We start from the raw sequence: 16,593 nt of genomic DNA on the forward strand, positions 1-16,593 counted from the left end.
TACCTCATTTGGGTGAAGCCAACCCGCAACATCCTCCTTTTGGTTATAGGGTGGAACCCGAGTTCCGACTCGCAGTTCGCAGGCGTCTTGGCTAGTCTTTACAACGACCGGGGCTGGAGCATTCATAAACAATCGATATTTCTACCCGGGCGGCCGCTGGAAGCAATTTCAGCGGCCATTTAATTTTCTTCTGACTAACTTTCTTTCGGCGCTATCCCGGTGGCGTGCCGTTGATATCAAGCACATGGCCGGCGAGATAGAGCGAGCCGGTAATCAGGATACGCGGCGGCACTTCGTAAGCCAGCCGCGACAGCGCGTGTAGCGCGGCTTCGACGCTTGCAGCATTTTCCACGCGCATGCCGAGCGCGCGGGCCGCATCCGCCAGCCGGTCCGGCGGCATCACGTTGTCGCGGCCGGGAATCGGTATCGCCATGATGTGGCGCGTCAGGCCGGCGAAATTGGCGAGGAACGCGCCCGCATCCTTGTTCGCCATCATTCCCGCGATCACCACCAGCGGGCGCGATACCCGCTCCTCGAGATCGCCGAGCGCTGCAGCAGCAACGCGGCCGCCTTCCGCATTGTGCCCGCCATCGAGCCAGATCTCGCACCCCTTGGGTCCTTGATCGACCAGCGCGCCCGCGACCAGCCGCTGCATCCGGGCCGGCCATTCGGCATTGACGATGCCGGCCTCGAACGCCGGCATTCCGATCTTGAACGAATCGATCGCGCGCAAGGTTGCGATCGCAAGCCCGGCATTGTCGAATTGATGCCGCCCGAACAGCTTTGGCGCCGCAAGATCCATCAGGCCGCGCTCGTCCTGATAGACCAGCCGCCCGCGTTCGACGCCGACATGCCATTGCTGTCCCGCCGCATGCATCGGCGCGCGCATGCGCGTCGCCTGCGCCTCGATGACAGACATTGCCTCCGGCGCCTGCTCGGCACAACTCACCGGCGTGCCGCGCTTGATGATGGCGGCCTTCTCAGTTGCAATGGCGGTCAGCGTGCTGCCGAGGAATTCCGTGTGATCCATGCTGACCGGCGTGATGACAACGGCGATCGGCCTGTCGATCACGTTGGTGGCGTCGAGCCGCCCGCCAAGGCCGGTTTCCAGCAGCACGACATCGGCCTCATGCTCCGCGAACAGGCAAAACGCCGCCGCGGTCTCCATCTCGAAAATCGTGATCGGCTCGCCCGCATTGACCTGTTCGCAGTGCTCCAGCACCCGGCGCAACTCGGCATCGCTTGCCAGCCGGCCACCGCCCTTCTCGCCGATGCGGAAGCATTCGTTGATCCGCACCAGGTAGGGCGAGGTGTAGACGTGCACCCGCAGGCCCGCGGCCTCGAGAATCGCGCGCAGATAGGCGATGGTCGAACCCTTGCCGTTGGTGCCCGCGACATGGATCACCGGCGGCAGCAGGGCTTCCGGATGATCGAGCCGCTCCAGCAGGCGGTGCATGCGATCGAGGCTGAGATCGATGCGCTTCGGATGCAAGGCAGACAGCCGCGCGATCAATTCACCGAGCGGCTGGGATTTGGCGGCAGGTAGATTCACGCGTGGGGCGCAGCCGGCACGGCTTCCGGCGCCAAGACGATCTGGGCCGGGTCCGTGACCTGCGGCGCGGGCTTTGAAGCGACGTCGAGCGCCGGGGATTTGGTCAAGAGCCGGCACAGCCGCGCCAGCGTCGGGCGCATCTCGTGGCGATGCACGACCATGTCGACCATGCCGTGGTCGAGCAGATACTCGGCGCGCTGGAATCCTTCCGGCAGTTTCTCGCGGATGGTCTGCTCGATCACGCGCGCGCCGGCGAAGCCGATCAGCGCGCCGGGTTCGGCGATCTGCACGTCGCCCAGCATGGCATAGGATGCGGTGACGCCGCCGGTGGTCGGATTGGTCAGCACGACGATGTAGGGCAGCTTCGCTTCCCGCAGCATCTGCACGCCGACGGTGGTGCGCGGCATCTGCATCAGCGACAGAATGCCTTCCTGCATCCGCGCGCCGCCCGAGGCCGCGAACATGATGAACGGCGACTTCTTCTCCACCGCAAGCTCGAGCCCGCGCACGATCGCCTCGCCCGCGGCCATGCCGAGCGAACCGCCCATGAAATCGAAATCCTGCACCGCGACGACGACGCCGGCGCCCTCCAACTTTCCGTAGCCGACCTTGATGGCGTCGTTCAGCCCGGTCTTGGCGCGTGCGTCCTTGATGCGGTCGACATATTTGCGCTCGTCGCGAAACTTGAGCGGATCGGCCGTCACTTCCGGCAGGGCGATGTCGTACCAGGTCTCGTTGTCGAAGATCGACTTCAGCCGAGCCACCGCGCCCATGCGCATGTGGTAGTTCGAGCCGGGGATGACGAACTGGTTGGCCTCGACGTCCTTGTAGAACACGAGCTGCCCGGAATCCGGGCACTTGATCCACAGGTTCTCCGGCGTCTCGCGGCGCAGGATGTTGCGGATCTTCGGCCGGACGACATTGGTGAGCCAATTCATGGTTCGCTCCGAAATGCGGTTAAACGCACTTGTCTGAACTATATGGCGGCCCGAATCACTCCGGGCAAGCCGCCCCTTCCGGTCCAATTGACAAGCAATTGTGGCTTATTCAGCCGCCTGCTTCGCCCCCCGGACACCCTGCGCCAGTGAGGCCACGAGATCGGCCACCGCCGCGACCGTCTTGGTGGTCGCCTGCCCCTTCGTGTCCAGGCTGTCGCGCAACGCGTCGACCAGCGCGGTACCGACCACGGCGCCGTTGGCCTTCTCGGCAATCGCCCGCGCCGCCTGCGGGGTGCGGATGCCGAAGCCGACACACACTGGCAGCTTGGTGTGGCGCTTGATCCTCGCCACGGCGTCGCCAACGACCGTCGAGTCGGCCGCAGCTGCGCCGGTGATACCGGTGATCGAGACGTAGTAGACAAAGCCGGACGTGTTTGCGAGCACGGCCGGCAAGCGCTTGTCATCGGTGGTCGGCGTCGCCAGTCGGATGAAGTTGAGCCCGGCCTTCAGCGCGGGAATGCACAGCTCCTCGTCCTCCTCCGGCGGCAGGTCGACGATGATCAGGCCGTCGACGCCGGCCGTCTTGGCGTCGGCGAGAAACTTGTCGACGCCGTAGATGTAGATCGGATTGTAGTAGCCCATCAGCACCAGCGGCGTGGCGTGGTCGTCCTTGCGGAAGCCGCGCACCATCTCCAGCGTCTTCTTCAGCGTCATGCCCGCCTTCAGCGCGCGCAGGCCCGCCGCCTGGATCGACGGACCGTCGGCCATCGGGTCGGTAAAGGGCATGCCGATCTCGATGATGTCGGCGCCCGCCTTCGGCAGCGCCTTGATGATGTCGAGCGACGTCGCAGGGTCCGGATCGCCAGCCATCAGGAAGGTGACAAAAGCCGAGCGGCCCTCTTTCTTGAGTTCGGCAAAGCGTGCGTCGATGCGGGTGGTCACTGCTTCTTGCCTTTCAAAATCTCCGTGATCTGCGGAATGTCCTTGTCGCCACGGCCGGACAGATTGACCACCATCAGATGATCTTTCGGCCGCTTGGGCGCGAGCTCCGTGACCTTGGCGATCGCATGCGCGGATTCCAGCGCCGGCGGGATGCCCTCCAGCCGCGACAGCAGCATGAAGGCGGCGAGCGCTTCGTCGTCCGTCGCCGACAGATAGGTGACGCGGCCGGTCTCGTGCAGCCAGGAATGCTCCGGTCCGATGCCGGGATAGTCGAGCCCCGCCGAGATCGAATGCGCGTCCTGGATCTGGCCGTCATCGTCCATCAAGAGATAGGTGCGGTTGCCGTGCAGCACGCCGGCCCGGCCGCCGGCGATCGAGGCGGCGTGGAGCTGTGTCAGCCCGTGGCCGGCGGCCTCGACACCAAAAATTTCGACGGAGGGATCATCAAGGAATGGATGGAACAAGCCCATCGCATTGGAGCCGCCGCCGATGCAGGCGACCAGCGAATTCGGCAGGCGTCCTTCGGCTTCCATCATCTGCTTGCGGGTCTCGTCGCCAATGACCGATTGGAAGTCGCGCACCATCATCGGATAGGGATGCGGCCCCGCCACCGTGCCGATGCAATAGAACGTGTCGTGCACGTTGGTGACCCAGTCGCGCAGCGCCTCGTTCATCGCGTCCTTCAGCGTGCGCGTGCCCGACTGCACCGGAACGACCTTGGCGCCCAGCATCTCCATGCGGAACACGTTCGGCGCCTGACGGGCGACGTCGACTGCGCCCATATAGACCACGCATTCCAGCCCAAAGCGCGCGCACAGCGTCGCGGTGGCAACGCCATGCTGGCCAGCGCCGGTCTCGGCAATGATGCGCTTCTTGCCCATGCGCCGCGCGACCATGATCTGGCCAAGCACGTTGTTCACCTTGTGCGAGCCGGTGTGGTTGAGTTCCTCACGCTTCAGATAAATCTTGGCGCCGCCGAGATGCTCGGTCAGGCGTTCGGCAAAATAGAGCGGCGACGGCCGGCCGACATAATCCTTGAGGTAACCGTTCATCTCCGCCTGGAACGCAGGATCGGCCTTGGCCGCCGCATAGGCCTTTTCCAGGTCGAGAATCAGCGGCATCAGCGTTTCCGCGACGAAACGTCCGCCGAAATTGCCGAAATGCCCGCGCTCGTCGGGGCCGGTGCGGAATGAATTGGGCAGGTTTGGATTCATCGGACCATCAGTTCTTCGGTGGCGCGCGCGGCGCGAATGAAATTGCGGATCATCTCTGGATCCTTGACACCGGGCGCGCTTTCGACGCCGGAGGACACATCGACGCCGCCGGCGCGGGTGACGCGGACCGCCTCCGCGACGTTGGCGGCGGAAAGCCCGCCCGAGACCATGAAGGGCAGCTGGAGATCGAGCTTTTCCAGAACGTGCCAGTCGAACACGGCCCCCAGCCCGCCGGGGCGGGTGGCGCCCTTGGGCGCACGGGCGTCGAACAGAATGCGATCGGCCACACTGACATAGCCCGGCAGCGCCGCGAGATCGGCTGACGTTTCGACCGCAATCACCTTCATGACCGGCAGTGCGAACTTCGCCTTGATGTCGCGCACGCGCGCGATGGTTTCCTTGCCGTGCAATTGCAGGAGATCCGGCCGCAGCGTCTCGACGATGTTTTCAAGCGTCGCGTCGTCGGCATCGACGGTCAGCGCCACCTTGGTCGCGCGGTCCTTGGCCTGCCGGCCCAGTTCCCGCGCGGTCTCGAGGCTGAGATGGCGCGGCGACGGGGAGAAGAACACGAACCCCACCATGTCGGCGCCCGCCTCAAGCGCTGTGTCGAGCGTCTCGCGCGTGGACAGGCCGCAAATTTTGACGAGCAGGGACATGGTCTCTCGAGGGCGGGATCTAAAGCCGCCGCGGCAATTGGAACAAGCTGACGGGGCGGGTTCTACAACGTCGCGCCCTGCTTGTCTCGCCCTGTGGCCCCATAGAATCCGTACTGGGAGGGCGCCGGAAGCCGCTGCTGTTCGATCCGGGAAACCGCCGCCGCAGCCCGGAAATCGGCCGTTTCCGCCCTTGCCCGGCGGGCATCCGCCTCATGCTGGCGCGCCGCGCGGCGCCAGTGGCGCTGGCGGAACCAGGTCGCCATGCCGCCCGCCGCCACCCCCAGAATGGCCACCGCAATGATCACCGCAAACAGCGGCATCGACACCGCGATCGCCGGATCGGTCGAATTGAAGGGATCGAACGACACCGTCACGAAATGGCGGTTGGCGACCGCAAAGACGATGAAGATCAGGCCCAAGGGAATGACGACCAGCGCCGTGAAAAACTTTCGCATGACCATCTCTCGTGGTGATGGAGAACGGCAGGGATGAAACCCTGCAACACGGCTACATCTAGTTAAACCCGAAAAAGCGCCTACGCGCCGGCCTCGGGCGAGCCGTCGTCGCGGTTCAGCCGCTCGCGCATTTCCTTGCCGGTCTTGAAGAACGGCACGCTCTTCTGGTCGACCGGCACATGCGCGCCGGTGCGCGGATTGCGCCCCGCGCGCGCAGGACGATGCTTTACCGAGAAAGCGCCGAAGCCGCGCAGCTCGACACGGTCGCCGCGCGCCAAGGCAGCGACGATCTCATCGAGGATCGCGTTCACAATGTTCTCCACATCCCGCTGATAGAGGTGCGGGTTGTGCTCGGCGATGCGCTGAACAAGTTCGGATTTGATCATCGAAGTTGGGATCCGGGGTCGTGCAGAATCCATTTCCGTGAAAATACCTTGAACTGTCAAGACGCTAAATCACTTTTGGGCAACGCGAAATGGCGTCACAAGCCGCCCGGAGGGGTTTGTGACGACACCCGCAGTGCGGGAGAAGGTGACGAAGCGCAGCCGATGCGGCTCAGTTGGTGGCGGCGGGGCGCCACAGCGCCAACATGCCGTCGAGCGAGAGCTGATCGACCGCCTGGGCAACGCCGGCCTGCTCGATCTGGCGCGCGATGGAACTCAAGCCGAGCGCATCGAACGCAATGGAAGCCGCCGCGCGCAGGAACGTCAGGTCCCCGAACTGCGGGTTAAGCTTGTAATCGCGCACCGGCAGGTCGCTCTTGATCTTCTTTTCGGCAACCAGCCAGGCAACGGCTGCTTTTTCATCGCCGAGCTGATCGACCAGCTTCAGTTCGACCGCCTGACGGCCGGTGAAGACGCGGCCATCCGCGACCTTTTCGAGCAGCGCGTCATCCATGGCGCGCCGCTCCTTCACCAGGCCGCGGAACCAGGCATAGGAATCCTTCACCAGCGCGTCGAGCGCGGCGCGCGCCTCCGGGCTGGTCGGCTCGAAACCGTTGGGCGCAGCCTTCAGCGGCGAGGATTTCACTTCCTCGACCTTGACGCCCACGGTCTTCATCAGCTCGGTGAAATTCGGAAACTGGAACAGCACGCCGATCGAACCGACCAGCGAACTCTGGCGGGCGACGATATGATCGGCGGCCATCGCCGTGATGTAACCGCCCGACGCGGCCAGCCCCTCTACCACCACGACCAGCGGCTTCTTGGCCTTCAGGCGCACCAGCGCGTCATAAAGTTGCTCGGAGCCGGCCGTGGTGCCGCCAGGCGAATTGATGTGCACGATGACGGCGACATGGCTCGATTTCTCCAACCGCTCCAGCGCCTCGACGCGTTGCTGGTCGCTGCGGATCAGCCCTTCGATATTGACACGCGCGATCGATCCCGATGCCGTCAGCGCAGCCGGCCCGGTCCTTGTCGCGATCGCCCCGACGGTGACGATGGCCGCGATGGCAACCAGGCCAGCCACGACGCGCCAGAAGGTCAGCTTGCGGCGGATCCTGCGGCGATCGACGATCACGTCCGAATCGAGCGACATCGAAATTCTCCTGAAGTGTCCCGCGCGTTTTGCATCCGCAGCGCTAGCGAAGCGTTATCTGATTACATCAATTGCGACGTAATTTGAAGAAAACAAGGCCCTGCTTCCCTTCTCCCCTTGTGGGAGAAGGGAAAAGAAAAAGGCCCCGGTCGAAACCGGGGCCTGATGTCGCAGACAGACAAGTGATGCGCTTACTTGTCGCGGTTCTTGAGCGCGGTGCCGAGAATATCGCCCAGCGTTGCTCCCGAATCGGAGGAGCCGTACTGCGCGATGGCTTCCTTCTCTTCGGCGACTTCCAGCGCCTTGATCGAGACCTGCACCTTGCGGGCCTTCTTGTCGAACTGGATCACGCGGGCATCGACCTTCTCGCCGACGGCGAAACGCTCGGCGCGCTGATCGTTGCGGTCACGGGCCAGTTCGGAGCGCTTGATGAAGGTGGTGAAGTCGGTGCCCGAGATTTTCACCTCGATGCCGGCTTCCTTCACTTCGAGCACTTCGCAGGTGACGACCGCGCCCTTCTTGACGTCGCCAGGCTCTGCGAAGGGGTCGCCTTCGAGCTGCTTGACGCCGAGCGAGATGCGCTCCTTTTCGACATCGACGTCGAGCACCACGGCCTTGACCATGTCGCCCTTCTTGAAGTTGTCGATGACCTGCTCGCCCGGAAGCTTCCAGTCGAGGTCGGACAGATGCACCATGCCGTCGACATCGCCGTCGAGACCGAGGAACAGACCGAACTCGGTCTTGTTCTTGACCTCGCCTTCGACCGTCGAGCCGACCGGGAACTTCTCGACGAAGACTTCCCAGGGATTACGCATGGTCTGCTTGAGACCGAGCGAGATGCGGCGCTTGACCGAATCGACTTCCAAGACCTGCACTTCGACTTCCTGCGAGGTCGAAACGATCTTGCCGGGGTGCATGTTCTTTTTGGTCCACGACATTTCCGAGACGTGGATCAGGCCTTCGATGCCCGGCTCCAGTTCGACGAACGCGCCGTAGTCGGTGATATTGGTGACGCGGCCGGTGAAGCGCGCGTTCAGCGGGTACTTGGCCTCGATGCCCTGCCACGGATCGTCCAGCAACTGCTTCATGCCGAGCGAAATGCGGTGGGTCTCGTGGTTGATCTTGATGATCTTGACCTTCACGGTCTGGCCGATGGTGAGCACTTCGGTCGGGTGGTTGACCCGGCGCCAGGCGATATCGGTGACGTGAAGCAGGCCGTCGATGCCGCCGAGATCAACGAACGCACCGTAATCGGTGATGTTCTTGACCACGCCGTCGATCACCTGACCCTCTTCGAGGTTCTGCACCAGCTCCTGGCGCTGCTCGGCGCGGGTCTCTTCGAGAACCGTGCGGCGCGACACCACGATATTGCCGCGGCGGCGATCCATCTTGAGGATCTGGAACGGCTGCGAGTTGTTCATCAGCGGCGCGACGTCGCGGATCGGGCGGATATCGACCTGCGAGCGCGGCAGGAAGGCGACCGCGCCGTCGAGGTCGACCGTGAAGCCGCCCTTGACCTGGTTGAAGATGACGCCGTGAACCTTCTCGTTGTTGTTGAAGGCCTTCTCGAGCTTGCCCCAGCTTTCCTCGCGGCGCGCCTTGTCGCGCGACAGCACGGCTTCGCCGAGCGCATTTTCGATTCTGTCGAGGAACACCTCGACCTCGTCGCCAACCTTGAGATCGCTTTCGCGGCCGGGGCCGGCGAATTCGCGCAGCGCCACGCGGCCTTCGGTCTTCAGGCCGACGTCGATGACGGCCATGTCCTTTTCAATTGCAACTACCTTGCCCTTGATGACGGAGCTTTCCTGCAGATTGCCGCCGGCGAAGGACTCGTCCAGCATTGCAGCGAAATCGTCGCGGGTAGGATTATAAGAAGCAGCAGTCGAAGCCATATGTTCTCCAGATGCGGTATTGCCGGCCATTCGGGTTAAAGGGCGTATCGCGCGTGAAGTGTCGGGGTCCGCAAATCCCAACGACCGCGTTTGCGGGAGTGCGCAAAAGCGGGCCGGCAGCATGCCTGCACGTTCGGTACGTTTGATTTATCCGGAGCCTGAAACGAGCGTATCGACTTCAAGAACCTGGAGCGGGCTTTCCTCCAATGACAGCGGGGGTTCAAACCTCCCGCCGGCCCGCTCGGACAGCCCTGATCTTATCGATGGCGGCCCGGATGGGCGTGGATATAGCCCCAAGGGCCAATTTCGGCAAGCCGGAAATGCCCGATTTACGGGCCGTTAAGGCTTACGGACGCTAACCAAGGGCCCGCGCTTTCAACGCCTTATTGACCGCATGACGCAAAAGGTCCGTAGCCCTCGACGGGATGGAACCCGACCTTAAGCGCCGCCCCACAGGATGACGCCGTTCAAAAACAGGGGTGCCACCATGAAGAGCCTGATCGCTGTGACCGCCATCGCCGTCTTTACCGTCGCCACGGCCGTTGCCGGCAAACCGACCGCTTTTGCGACCGACAAGGCGATTGCCGCTGCCAAATCGAAGCCCGTCATGATGGCCGAACAGCAATTGCCGTTCGACCGCGAGCGCTCGAAGAACTGAGCCAGTCACCGCGGATTGACGCAGGCTAGCGAGAACTTCCCCGTCCGGCGCGGACCGCCTCGACGATCGCAATGGCGGCGCGCACGCCGCCTTCGATATCGAGATTGGAATTATCCAGGATGTGGGCGTCGGCGGCCGCCTTCAGGGGCGCTGCGGCGCGATTCCGGTCCCGTTCGTCGCGCTTGAGGATATCGGCCAGCACCATCGCCTCGTCGGCGGCTTCGCCACGCGCCAGCGCTTCCAGCGTCCGGCGATGGGCTCGCACATGCGGGTCGGCGACGACAAAGATCTTCACATCGGCATTCGGGCAGATCACGGTTCCGATGTCGCGACCGTCAAGCACGGCGCCCGGCGGATCGGCCGCGAACTGGCGCTGAAAATTGACCAGCGCCTCGCGCACGCTGGGTATTGCCGACACGACAGAGGCGGCATCGCCGATGCGCTGCGTCTTCAACTCGGGATGTCCGAATTTTTCGGGATCGAGCTCCATGGCAACCGCCACCGCGCGCGCCTCGTCGGTGAGGTCAACCCCTTCGTCCAGCAGCGCTTTCGCGACCGCGCGATAGATCACGCCGGTGTCGAGATGGCGATAGCCGTAATGGTGAGCGAGCCGCTTGCCGAGCGTGCCCTTGCCGGATGCCGCCGGTCCGTCGATGGCGATGATCATGAGAGCCATGTGCGATAGAGCGGCCATGCGGTCAAGGCCGCGGAGAGGCGGATGCGTCCAAATGTTCCTCGCCCAGGCCGTCGACCGCCTCTATTCTGCTGTCAGGCTGTGAATTCATCCATTGATCTGCGGAAAGCCGGCTCGAAATAGCACCGGCCGGAGGACACGATGAGCGCCATTTCACGACGTCGTTTTATCGGCAGCGCAGCAGCCGCCTCGGCGATCCCGCTGATCGGGTCTTCGGCCCATGCGCAGACCGACTGGCCGACAAGGCCGATCAAGATCATCGCCGGCTATCCGGCCGGAGGGCAGACCGATTTGTTCGCGCGCACCTATGGCGAATATATCCGCGCGCAGACGGGCCAGAACGTGACGGTGGAAAACAAGGCCGGCGCCTCGGGATCCGTCGCGGCGGCTGAAGCCAAGCGCGCCGCGCCCGACGGCTACACGCTGATGTTCACGATCTCGACGACCATGATCATGAACCGCGTTCTGATCAAGGACATCCCTTACGACGCCGAAAAGGATTTCACCCTCGTCTCGATCATGCCGGCAGGCAGCCTGCCGTTCGTGGCCAGCGAGAAGACAGGCGCAAAAACGCTTGCGGAATTCGTCGCCTACGCGAAGAAGGCCGAGAAGGTCAACATCGGCACCTACGGCGCAGGCTCATACGCGCACATGGCGGTCGCCGAAATGAACAAGCAGTATGGTCTCAAGATGGAAGCGGTCCACTATCGCGGCGAAGCGCCGATGTGGACCGATCTTGCCGGCGGATTTATCGATGCCGCCCACGGCAGCTACTCCGCGGCGTTGTCCGTCCTGCAAAGCGGCCGCGGCCATGCGGTCGCTGTCTCGCGCAAGCGCATGTCGACATTGCCCGACGTTCCTTCTTTCGCAGAGCAAGGCACAACATCGCGGATCTTCCAGTTGACCGGCTTCCAGTGCTGCGCCGTGCCGACAGGCACGCCGGCGGCCATCATTGAGAAGCTGTCAAAACTCCTCGTCGCCGGCGGCAAGACCGAAAAATTGCAGCAGCTCATGAAATCCTTCGGCGTCGACGATACTGCGATGACGTTCGAGGAGACGCAGAAACTGTACAAGGAAGAATCGCCCGTCTGGCTCGAGGCGGTGACGAGCCTTGGGCTCGCGCCGTCCTGAACCGCGCGAGCGCGCGTCTTACGAAAACTCCGCCCCCAGCGAGCGCATCATCGGAATGAAATCCGGGAAGCTGGTGGCGATGAAGGCGGTGTCGTCGACCTTGACCGGCTTGTCGGCGGCAAGCCCCATCACCAGCGCCGACATCGCGATGCGGTGATCCATGTGGGTGGCGACGAGACCGCCGCCGGGCACATGGCCGCGGCCCTCGACGATCAAATCATCGCCTGCGATCTCGACCCTGACGCCGTTGACGCGCAGCATGGCGGCGGTGGCCTCGAGCCGGTCGGATTCCTTGACGCGCAATTCCTGCAGGCCGCGCATGATGGTGGTGCCCTCGGCGAAGGAGGCTGCGACCGCCAGCACCAGATATTCGTCGATCATCGAGGGCGCGCGCTCCGGCGGCACCTCGACGCCGCGCAGTTTCGACGCGCGCACGCGCAAGGTCGCCATCGGCTCGCCGGCGTCGCCGCGGACTTCGCTTTCCTCGATCGAAGCGCCCATCTCGCGCAGCGTCGTGAACAGGCCGGTGCGCAGCGGATTCGTCATGACGTCGGAGAAGGTCACGTCGGAGCCTCCGACGACCAGCGCCGCCACGATCGGGAATGCAGCCGAGGACGGATCGGCGGGCACCACGACGTCAGCACCATGCAATTCAGGCTGGCCCGTCAGCGCGATCTTGCGGCCGTGGCTGCCTTCCGTGGTCGAGACGATCTCTGCACCGAAATGTTTCAGCATCAGCTCGGTGTGATCACGGCTGGCTTCCTGCTCGATGACCGTGGTGATACCAGGCGCTGCAAGTCCCGCCAGCAGCACCGCCGACTTGATCTGGGCGGATGCAACAGGGGTCCGGTAGAGGATCGGCACCGGATCGCGGGCACCGTGCAGCGTCAGCGGCAAGCGGCCGCCTTCCCTGGTCTCACCGGCTTTGGCACCCATCAATTCCAGGGGATCGAGGATCCGGCGCATCGGGCGGGACCGCAGCGAGTCGTCGCCGTCGAACACCGCCGTGATCGGGCAACCCGCTACCGCCCCCATCACCAACCGGCACCCGGTACCGGAATTGCCGAAATCGAGCGGGAAGGCTGGTTGGGCGAAGCCCGCCACGCCCACGCCCGCCACCTTCCAGGCGAACGGGCCGGTCCGTTCGACCCTGGCACCCAGCGCCTGCATGGATTTCGCGGTATTGAGGACGTCTTCGCCCTCCAGCAGGCCGGAAATCCTGGTTTCGCCGACCGAAAGCGCCCCCAGGATGAGGGCGCGGTGTGAAATCGACTTGTCGCCGGGAACGCGGACTTTGCCGCTCAAAGGGCCGCTTGCGCGGGATTCCAGCGGGGTTTGGGTGGTTGAATCGGTCAAGATTGGGGTCCTCTGCGAGGGCGGCAGTACCACATGGGCCACGCAGCGTCACGCTGCCGTCAAATGCGACAACCGCTATTGACACCGGCCCCTCAACTAGCCAAGTGAAGCACCGTTTTTCAGAATTTCCCAGGATCCACACGTGGCCAAATCCGATCTCGGAACCAAACGCATTTGCCCGACGACGGGTAAGAAATTCTATGATCTGAACAAGAACCCGGTGATCTCGCCCTACACTGGCGAGGTCGTGCCGATTGCGCCGATTGCGCCACCGCGGGCTGCCCGTGGCGATGCCGCACGCGCCGCCGCCGCCGCTTCGGCCACCGCCGCTGCCGATCAGCCGGAGGCCGCCGAGGCCGAAGAGTTGGTCTCGCTCGAGGAGGCCGATGCCGAGGAAAATACCGGCAAGGTGAAGGCCGTGGTTCCCGAATCGGAAGACGACATCGAGATCGACGAGACCATCGAGGGCGATGACGACGACGATTCCACCTTCATTCCCGACGAGGAAGAAGGGGATGAGGACGTTACCGACATCATCGGTGATGTCGGAGGCGACGAAGAGACTTGAGATCGGCCCAGAACTGTGTTCTGGGTCTCCCCCGCAAGTCGCCCAAGGCTTGCGGGAGCATGGTCCGAGAAGACCGTGCCCTGACTGTGAGGGGCCATAGCTCAGCTGGGAGAGCGCTTGCATGGCATGCAAGAGGTCGGCGGTTCGATCCCGCCTGGCTCCACCACGCTTCGCCCTTCGGGCTACGCGTGGCGCAGCCGCGCGGTGCCCGAAGGACGAAGCGTGGTGCCCGGCGTAGCCCGAAGGGCGAAGACGGGCTGGTAGAGGTTTCTGTTCGCGCTTCGGCGCGTGAGGGCCGATGTGGTACGTCTACATCATCCGCAGCCTCAGTTTCCCTGAACAGGAATACATCGGTGCAACCGCGGATTTGAAGCGGCGGATACCCGAGCACAACGCCGGCAGATCCGCGCATACAGCAAAATTCAAACCTTGGGAGCTGGTGTGGTACTGCGCCTTCCCCGACAAGTACAAAGCGCTAGCCTTCGAGAAGTACCTGAAATCCCACTCCGGCCGAGCCTTCGCCAAAAAGCGCCTCTAGCCCGCACCCTACTCCCCCAACACCGCATTCAGCCGATCGCGCAACGCCACGATCTCGTTCTTCATCGTCATGAGTTCGCCGACTGAACAAGCTGACGCCGAGAGAATCGATTGCGGCACCGCCCGCGCTTTCTCGCGCAGCGCGTCGCCCTTTGGCGTCAGCGCGATCAGCACCTGCCGCTCGTCCTCGGTGCTGCGCGTGCGCCTGACCAGTTCGGCCGCCTCCAGCCGCTTGAGCAGCGGCGTCAGCGTGCCGGAATCCAGCAGCAGCCGTTCGCCGATGTCCTTGACCGGCACACCGTCGCGCTCCCACAGCACCAGCATGACCAGATATTGCGGATAGGTCAGACCGAGTTTGTCGAGCAGCGGCTTGTAGACGCGGTTGAACGCGTGCGCGGTGGAATACACCGCAAAGCAGAGCTGATTATCGAGCCTGAGCGGCAAGTCGGCCGCGTGTTTCCTGGCCATCACAACCTCGTCAACGGACAGCGCCCCTGCCCCCGATCCGGAACCGTAAGCGCTTGATTTCAATTGTATACGATTAGATTGTGGACGTTGCAATGATTTATATTGTGCACAATCAAATTGTGTGCAATACACACGCCATCGAAACGGCAAACCCAGGGAGAACCACATGTCCGTGAACGTGCTCTACAAGACCAGCGCCAAGGCCACCGGCGGCCGTGACGGCACCGCAGCAACCCTCGACGGCGCGCTCGACGTCAAGCTCGCGACCCCGAAGGAACTCGGCGGCGGCGGTGGCGCTGGCAACAACCCCGAGCAGCTGTTTGCGGCCGGCTATGCCGCCTGCTTCATCGGCGCGATGAAATTCGTAGCTTCCCAAGGCGGCCCGAAGGTACCGGCGGACGCTACCGTGACCTCCACCGTCGGCATCGGCCCGCGTTCGGCCGGCGGCTTTGGCCTCGATGTCGAACTCGCCGTATCGCTGCCCGGCGTTGCCAAGGCGGAAGCGGAAGCGCTGGTGGCGAAGGCGCATCAGGTGTGCCCGTATTCCAACGCCACCCGCGGCAACATCGATGTCCGCCTGACCGTCGTCTGACGACGGGATTCGAACGGCCCGCGCACGATCGCCGGCGGGCCGTTCGCCTCGCGGAATTTTCCGCAAGCTTGCTACGGCGGCGGCATCATGCGCCTGTGCGCGGGACGCCATTGCCGCCGCGCCTGAAGACCGCTAGCTCAGGATTTCCATTTTCATCCTGAGCGAAGGTTGTTTTCCATGAGTTCTCCCGGCGCAATGACCGGCCTGCGCGTGATCGACCTGACGCGCGTGCTCGGCGGCCCCTATTGCACGCAAATCCTCGCCGACCACGGCGCCGACGTCATCAAGGTCGAACCGCCGGCCGGCGACGAAGTGCGCGACTGGGGCCCTCCATTCCACGAGGAGGACGCGGCCTATTTCGTCGGCATCAACCGCAACAAGCGCTCGATCGGGCTGGACCTCGCTTCCGAAGGCGGGCGCGCCGTGCTGCTGAAAATGCTGGAGACCGCCGACGTCCTGATCGAGAATTTCAAGCCGGGCACGCTCGACAAATGGGGTATCGGCAACGACGTGCTGCGCGCGAAATTTCCGCGTCTCGTGCATTGCCGGATTTCCGGCTTCGGCGCCGACGGCCCGCGCGGCGGCAATCCCGGCTACGACGCCATCATCCAGGCCATGACCGGCATGATTGCGGCGACCGGCTCGCCGGAGAGCGGCCCGATGCGGATTGGCGTTCCCCTGGTGGACATCACCACCGGGCTTTACGCGGCGATCGGCATCCTGATGGCGCTCTCAGAACGGCAGCGTTCAGGTCTCGGTCAGTTTCTGGAAACCACGCTGTATGAAACCGGCCTTGCGATCATGCATCCGCACACCGCGAACTACTTCATGCATGGCAAGCCGCCGGGCCTTACCGGCAACGAGCATCCGAACCTAGTGCCCTATGCGATCTTCCCGACCAGGACCGATGACATCTTCATCGGCGTCGGCAATGACGGCACCTTCCGCAAGCTCGCCAAGGAAATCGGCAAGCCCGAACTCGGCACCGATCCTCGCTTTGCCCGCAACAAGGACCGCATCGCCAACCGCGATGCGCTGCGCGCCGAGCTCGCTGCCGTGTTCAGCCAGCACGAGGCCGAACCGCTCTGCAATCGCCTGCTGGCGGCAGGCCTGCCGGCGGGCCCGGTGCAGAAGATCGACCAGGCGCTGACCAATCCGCACACGCTGCATCGCGGCGATATCATTGAAAAGGATTGGTACAAGGGCGTCGCCTCCCCGATCCGGCTGGAGCGGACCAAGCCGAGCCTGCGCCGGACACCACCGAAATTCAGCCAGCACACATCAGAGGTGCTGGGCGAGTTCGGCTACGCGAAGAGCGAGATCGAGGCGCTGGTCGCCAAGGGCGCGGTCTGCGGCAACGAGCGCAAGCGGTAACCTTTGGTCGTCCCTGCGAACGCAGGGACC

General features: G+C 63.7%; 18 protein-coding genes and 1 tRNA gene. 7 read left to right on the plus strand and 12 right to left on the minus strand.

Annotation, left to right across the window (positions count from 1 at the left end; translation table 11 throughout):
- Nucleotides 1-211 precede the first annotated feature (211 nt).
- The 9 genes from IVB05_RS42720 to rpsA form a co-directional block, all read right to left on the minus strand.
- Entirely contained in the window at nucleotides 212-1,552 is a 1,341-nt protein-coding gene (locus IVB05_RS42720; RefSeq protein WP_247782171.1) for a folylpolyglutamate synthase/dihydrofolate synthase family protein, read from the minus strand.
- The gene (accD, locus tag IVB05_RS42725) at nucleotides 1,549-2,490 is read right to left on the minus strand and encodes an acetyl-CoA carboxylase, carboxyltransferase subunit beta (protein WP_247782172.1); all 942 of its coding nucleotides are present in this window, start codon (nucleotides 2,488-2,490) and stop codon (nucleotides 1,549-1,551) included. Before accD ends, IVB05_RS42720 begins: the two co-directional genes overlap by 4 nt.
- 105 nt (nucleotides 2,491-2,595) lie before the next feature.
- Nucleotides 2,596-3,432 (minus strand): tryptophan synthase subunit alpha, encoded by an 837-nt coding sequence (trpA, locus tag IVB05_RS42730; protein ID WP_247782173.1) that lies wholly within the window; start codon nucleotides 3,430-3,432, stop codon nucleotides 2,596-2,598.
- Nucleotides 3,429-4,646, minus strand: a complete 1,218-nt coding sequence (trpB, locus tag IVB05_RS42735; protein ID WP_247782174.1) for a tryptophan synthase subunit beta — start codon at nucleotides 4,644-4,646, stop codon at nucleotides 3,429-3,431. Before trpB ends, trpA begins: the two co-directional genes overlap by 4 nt.
- Nucleotides 4,643-5,302 (minus strand): phosphoribosylanthranilate isomerase, encoded by a 660-nt coding sequence (locus IVB05_RS42740; protein ID WP_247782175.1) that lies wholly within the window; start codon nucleotides 5,300-5,302, stop codon nucleotides 4,643-4,645. Before IVB05_RS42740 ends, trpB begins: the two co-directional genes overlap by 4 nt.
- A 62-nt stretch (nucleotides 5,303-5,364) precedes the next feature.
- Nucleotides 5,365-5,757: a LapA family protein gene (locus IVB05_RS42745; RefSeq protein ID WP_247782176.1), complete on the minus strand. Its 393-nt coding sequence runs from the start codon at nucleotides 5,755-5,757 to the stop codon at nucleotides 5,365-5,367.
- An 80-nt stretch (nucleotides 5,758-5,837) separates the two neighbouring features.
- Complete coding sequence (locus IVB05_RS42750; protein WP_247782179.1) at nucleotides 5,838-6,143, minus strand: integration host factor subunit beta; 306 nt, start codon at nucleotides 6,141-6,143, stop codon at nucleotides 5,838-5,840.
- Between the two features lie 169 nt (nucleotides 6,144-6,312).
- The gene (gene sppA / locus IVB05_RS42755) at nucleotides 6,313-7,293 is read right to left on the minus strand and encodes a signal peptide peptidase SppA (RefSeq protein ID WP_247782181.1); all 981 of its coding nucleotides are present in this window, start codon (nucleotides 7,291-7,293) and stop codon (nucleotides 6,313-6,315) included.
- A gap of 191 nt (nucleotides 7,294-7,484) precedes the next feature.
- Nucleotides 7,485-9,215 carry a 30S ribosomal protein S1 gene (gene rpsA / locus IVB05_RS42760; RefSeq protein ID WP_108512700.1) on the minus strand — a complete coding sequence of 577 codons (1,731 nt, stop codon included), beginning with the start codon at nucleotides 9,213-9,215 and terminating at the stop codon, nucleotides 7,485-7,487.
- A 457-nt stretch (nucleotides 9,216-9,672) separates the two neighbouring features.
- Here rpsA and IVB05_RS42765 point away from each other — a divergent pair, with 457 nt between their 5' ends.
- Nucleotides 9,673-9,843: a hypothetical protein gene (locus tag IVB05_RS42765; protein WP_247782182.1), complete on the plus strand. Its 171-nt coding sequence runs from the start codon at nucleotides 9,673-9,675 to the stop codon at nucleotides 9,841-9,843.
- 25 nt (nucleotides 9,844-9,868) lie between these two features.
- Here IVB05_RS42765 and cmk read toward each other — a convergent pair whose 3' ends face one another.
- Nucleotides 9,869-10,510 (minus strand): (d)CMP kinase, encoded by a 642-nt coding sequence (gene cmk, locus IVB05_RS42770; RefSeq protein WP_247787398.1) that lies wholly within the window; start codon nucleotides 10,508-10,510, stop codon nucleotides 9,869-9,871.
- Nucleotides 10,511-10,678: 168 nt separating this feature from the next.
- Between cmk and IVB05_RS42775 the strand changes: the two genes are divergently transcribed.
- A complete protein-coding gene (locus tag IVB05_RS42775) occupies nucleotides 10,679-11,668 on the plus strand; it encodes a tripartite tricarboxylate transporter substrate binding protein (RefSeq protein WP_247782184.1) in 990 nt (329 codons plus the stop codon).
- Nucleotides 11,669-11,686: 18 nt separating this feature from the next.
- On the opposite strand, the gene aroA is transcribed toward IVB05_RS42775, so the two are convergent.
- On the minus strand, nucleotides 11,687-13,024 hold the full coding sequence (gene aroA / locus IVB05_RS42780; RefSeq protein ID WP_247782185.1) for a 3-phosphoshikimate 1-carboxyvinyltransferase: 1,338 nt from the start codon (nucleotides 13,022-13,024) through the stop codon (nucleotides 11,687-11,689).
- A 142-nt stretch (nucleotides 13,025-13,166) separates the two neighbouring features.
- Here aroA and IVB05_RS42785 point away from each other — a divergent pair, with 142 nt between their 5' ends.
- The 3 genes from IVB05_RS42785 to IVB05_RS42795 all read left to right on the plus strand — a co-directional run bounded on the left by IVB05_RS42785 (nucleotide 13,167) and on the right by IVB05_RS42795 (nucleotide 14,130).
- Nucleotides 13,167-13,592 (plus strand): TIGR02300 family protein, encoded by a 426-nt coding sequence (locus IVB05_RS42785; RefSeq protein WP_247782187.1) that lies wholly within the window; start codon nucleotides 13,167-13,169, stop codon nucleotides 13,590-13,592.
- Nucleotides 13,593-13,682: 90 nt separating this feature from the next.
- A tRNA-Ala gene (locus tag IVB05_RS42790) sits at nucleotides 13,683-13,758 on the plus strand.
- 132 nt (nucleotides 13,759-13,890) lie between these two features.
- Nucleotides 13,891-14,130: a GIY-YIG nuclease family protein gene (locus IVB05_RS42795; RefSeq protein WP_247782189.1), complete on the plus strand. Its 240-nt coding sequence runs from the start codon at nucleotides 13,891-13,893 to the stop codon at nucleotides 14,128-14,130.
- Between the two features lie 8 nt (nucleotides 14,131-14,138).
- Here IVB05_RS42795 and IVB05_RS42800 read toward each other — a convergent pair whose 3' ends face one another.
- Nucleotides 14,139-14,597: a MarR family transcriptional regulator gene (locus tag IVB05_RS42800; protein WP_247782191.1), complete on the minus strand. Its 459-nt coding sequence runs from the start codon at nucleotides 14,595-14,597 to the stop codon at nucleotides 14,139-14,141.
- A 166-nt stretch (nucleotides 14,598-14,763) separates the two neighbouring features.
- Between IVB05_RS42800 and IVB05_RS42805 the strand changes: the two genes are divergently transcribed.
- Both IVB05_RS42805 and IVB05_RS42810 read left to right on the plus strand, forming a co-directional pair.
- On the plus strand, nucleotides 14,764-15,189 hold the full coding sequence (locus IVB05_RS42805) for an organic hydroperoxide resistance protein (RefSeq protein ID WP_247782192.1): 426 nt from the start codon (nucleotides 14,764-14,766) through the stop codon (nucleotides 15,187-15,189).
- A 177-nt stretch (nucleotides 15,190-15,366) separates the two neighbouring features.
- Nucleotides 15,367-16,563, plus strand: coding sequence for a CaiB/BaiF CoA-transferase family protein (locus IVB05_RS42810; protein WP_247782194.1), 1,197 nt, complete (start codon nucleotides 15,367-15,369; stop codon nucleotides 16,561-16,563).
- The last annotated feature ends 30 nt before the right edge of the window (nucleotides 16,564-16,593 follow it).

Origin of the sequence: Bradyrhizobium sp. 170 (genome assembly GCF_023101085.1) — a bacterium.
In the GTDB taxonomy this organism is placed as follows: Bacteria; Pseudomonadota; Alphaproteobacteria; order Rhizobiales; family Xanthobacteraceae; genus Bradyrhizobium.

What these genes read in the sequence shown, in the direction of transcription:
- accD (WP_247782172.1), bottom strand. Translation starts at nt 2,490, where the DNA reads ATGAATTGGCTCACCAATGTCGTCCGGCCGAAGATCCGCAACATCCTG.
- trpB (WP_247782174.1), bottom strand. Translation starts at nt 4,646, where the DNA reads ATGAATCCAAACCTGCCCAATTCATTCCGCACCGGCCCCGACGAGCGC.
- IVB05_RS42740 (WP_247782175.1), bottom strand. Translation starts at nt 5,302, where the DNA reads ATGTCCCTGCTCGTCAAAATTTGCGGCCTGTCCACGCGCGAGACGCTC.
- IVB05_RS42745 (WP_247782176.1), bottom strand. Translation starts at nt 5,757, where the DNA reads ATGCGAAAGTTTTTCACGGCGCTGGTCGTCATTCCCTTGGGCCTGATC.
- IVB05_RS42750 (WP_247782179.1), bottom strand. Translation starts at nt 6,143, where the DNA reads ATGATCAAATCCGAACTTGTTCAGCGCATCGCCGAGCACAACCCGCAC.
- sppA (WP_247782181.1), bottom strand. Translation starts at nt 7,293, where the DNA reads ATGTCGCTCGATTCGGACGTGATCGTCGATCGCCGCAGGATCCGCCGC.
- rpsA (WP_108512700.1), bottom strand. Translation starts at nt 9,215, where the DNA reads ATGGCCGGCAATACCGCATCTGGAGAACATATGGCTTCGACTGCTGCT.
- IVB05_RS42765 (WP_247782182.1), top strand. Translation starts at nt 9,673, where the DNA reads ATGAAGAGCCTGATCGCTGTGACCGCCATCGCCGTCTTTACCGTCGCC.
- cmk (WP_247787398.1), bottom strand. Translation starts at nt 10,510, where the DNA reads ATGATCATCGCCATCGACGGACCGGCGGCATCCGGCAAGGGCACGCTC.
- IVB05_RS42775 (WP_247782184.1), top strand. Translation starts at nt 10,679, where the DNA reads ATGAGCGCCATTTCACGACGTCGTTTTATCGGCAGCGCAGCAGCCGCC.
- IVB05_RS42795 (WP_247782189.1), top strand. Translation starts at nt 13,891, where the DNA reads ATGTGGTACGTCTACATCATCCGCAGCCTCAGTTTCCCTGAACAGGAA.
- IVB05_RS42800 (WP_247782191.1), bottom strand. Translation starts at nt 14,597, where the DNA reads ATGGCCAGGAAACACGCGGCCGACTTGCCGCTCAGGCTCGATAATCAG.
- IVB05_RS42805 (WP_247782192.1), top strand. Translation starts at nt 14,764, where the DNA reads ATGTCCGTGAACGTGCTCTACAAGACCAGCGCCAAGGCCACCGGCGGC.
- IVB05_RS42810 (WP_247782194.1), top strand. Translation starts at nt 15,367, where the DNA reads ATGAGTTCTCCCGGCGCAATGACCGGCCTGCGCGTGATCGACCTGACG.